The 1,733-nt window shown below is 57.1% G+C and carries 3 protein-coding genes; 1 reads left to right on the top strand and 2 read right to left on the bottom strand.

Annotated elements, in window-relative coordinates; genetic code table 11:
- Positions 1–180 (top strand): inositol monophosphatase family protein (locus H5U08_RS17835; RefSeq protein WP_297036216.1); only part of this gene is annotated, 180 nt, incomplete at its 5' end.
- A 24-nt stretch (positions 181–204) separates the two neighbouring features.
- Here H5U08_RS17835 and H5U08_RS17830 read toward each other — a convergent pair.
- Positions 205–795: an NAD(P)H-dependent oxidoreductase gene (locus H5U08_RS17830; RefSeq protein WP_297036213.1), complete on the bottom strand. Its 591-nt coding sequence runs from the start codon at positions 793–795 to the stop codon at positions 205–207.
- Positions 796–980: 185 nt separating this feature from the next.
- A complete protein-coding gene (locus tag H5U08_RS17825; RefSeq protein ID WP_297036211.1) occupies positions 981–1,460 on the bottom strand; it encodes an acyl-CoA thioesterase in 480 nt (159 codons plus the stop codon).
- Positions 1,461–1,733 lie beyond the last annotated feature (273 nt).

Raw genomic sequence — 1,733 nt, 5'->3', positions numbered from 1 at the left:
GATTTTATGGTGGACCCGCTCATGGAGATTTGGGACGCAGCGGCGATTCAACCCATCATCGAGGAAGCCGGCGGTAAGTTCACGGACTGGGCCGGACAGCCCACGTTCACGTCAGGGAACGGCGTGGGCAGCAACGGCTGGCTTCACGAGGAAATCCTCAGAATTCTGCGAACTGCCTGAAAGCCCATTTCAGTAAAAGCGAGGTCAGTGCACCTGCTCCTCCACGAACATCTCACGGACGAGAAGCCGCACTTCCTCCAGCCAGGCGACCCGCTGTTCGTGCGTGCTGAGAATGATTGATTCAAAATTGCGGCGGCGAAAATTCGTCAAACCGCAGAAGCCGAAAATGCAGTTCTTCCACAGGTTTTCCAGCGGATCACCGTAGAGCCGCAACTCGTCATCGCGCGGTGTGTTGGATGTGGTAAAGACCAGTGCCCGTTTGCCTGCCAGGAGCCCTTTGACCCCGTCCGCCGTAAAATCATACGCGACCCCCTGCCGGAATACGCGATCGACCCAACCTTTCAGGATCGCGGGAGGCTGTCCCCACCAGTTGGGATGAACGATGACATAGCCACCGACTTCCTGGAGTTGCTCGCAATGCCGACGAATTTCCGCCGGAATTTCCGCATCCTTGGCAATCTGTTCAAACGGCAATAGGGGATCAAACTTTTCGCGATAGAGATCGTGATAGATGACCTCGTGGTTGATCTCCTGCAGCGTTTGTGCAGCCGTCGTGGCAATGGCGTGACAGAAACTCCCAACACGCGGATGTCCCAGTACCACGAGCACCTTCATTGTTTCGGTTTCCTCCTCTGTCCCGTCTGACTTCTCCCAGAATTCTCGTTTTAAAGGGGCAAGGGCTGCTCAAACCGGTGCAAGTGCTCCTGCCGCACTACTTCCAAACAAATACAGCCCCCATCCAACAGTTCTCGCAAAGGCGAAGCGAGTTCTCGGCGGTGGAAACGCCCGTCTGTTAGTTTCTATTCGGCCGGCGGAGGATCCGCTTCCGAACCCACCGAACACTCGCCCCGTTCCAGCGGCGGTGGATCTTCTGGACAAATGGTGAAGGCGGCTACGATCTCCGGAGGAACACGGGTCGGTTGCCCGGTCTTGTAATTGACAAACGCCCAGAGCGTTTCCGCCCGGGCAAGCAACTCCCCGTCGCGGCTGCGATAAATCCGGTACTTCCGCCGGGAAGTTACTTTTTTAAAGTCGGCGACCCAGGTTTGCACAACAACTTCATCTCCCAGTCGGGCTGGAGCCAGATACTCGACGGTATGCGAGCGGACGACCCAACCTGCCCCCAAAGCAAGGTGCCGGTCCGGCGACCATCCACACGCCGTGGAATGGGCAACGGCGGCGTCCTGAAGCCACTGCACGTAGGCCACGTTGTTGGCGTGCCCCAGGGCGTCAATCTCCTCCGGTTGCACCAGGTGATGGTGATAAAAAACAGCCGTCATCAGCAGCAACAACCCCAAAGACTGTTTATGTACATAGGTTAACTACGCTGGAAGGCGTGCGCCGGTTTGACTCGCCATGTGTCCGGTTCTCCTGCCGGGAATGCCTGCTTGCCGATTTGGTAGGATCTCGCCCCCTTGTGTCGACGCGCGTTTTCATCAACTCCGCGGAACACGTGGCACTTACCGCCATAAATCGTCCCCTGCAAAAGGATGGATGGGCCCCAAGCCTTTTGGTTTTGGCAACACCTTGAGGATCTGCTCGGCCAGCTTGAG

It is taken from the genome of Thermogutta sp., from assembly GCF_014359955.1.
Taxonomy (GTDB): Bacteria; Planctomycetota; Planctomycetia; order Pirellulales; family Thermoguttaceae; genus Thermogutta.
This window is presented reverse-complemented; position numbering and strand designations above follow the sequence as displayed.

What these genes read in the sequence shown, in the direction of transcription:
- H5U08_RS17830 (WP_297036213.1), bottom strand. Translation starts at nt 795, where the DNA reads ATGAAGGTGCTCGTGGTACTGGGACATCCGCGTGTTGGGAGTTTCTGT.
- H5U08_RS17825 (WP_297036211.1), bottom strand. Translation starts at nt 1,460, where the DNA reads ATGACGGCTGTTTTTTATCACCATCACCTGGTGCAACCGGAGGAGATT.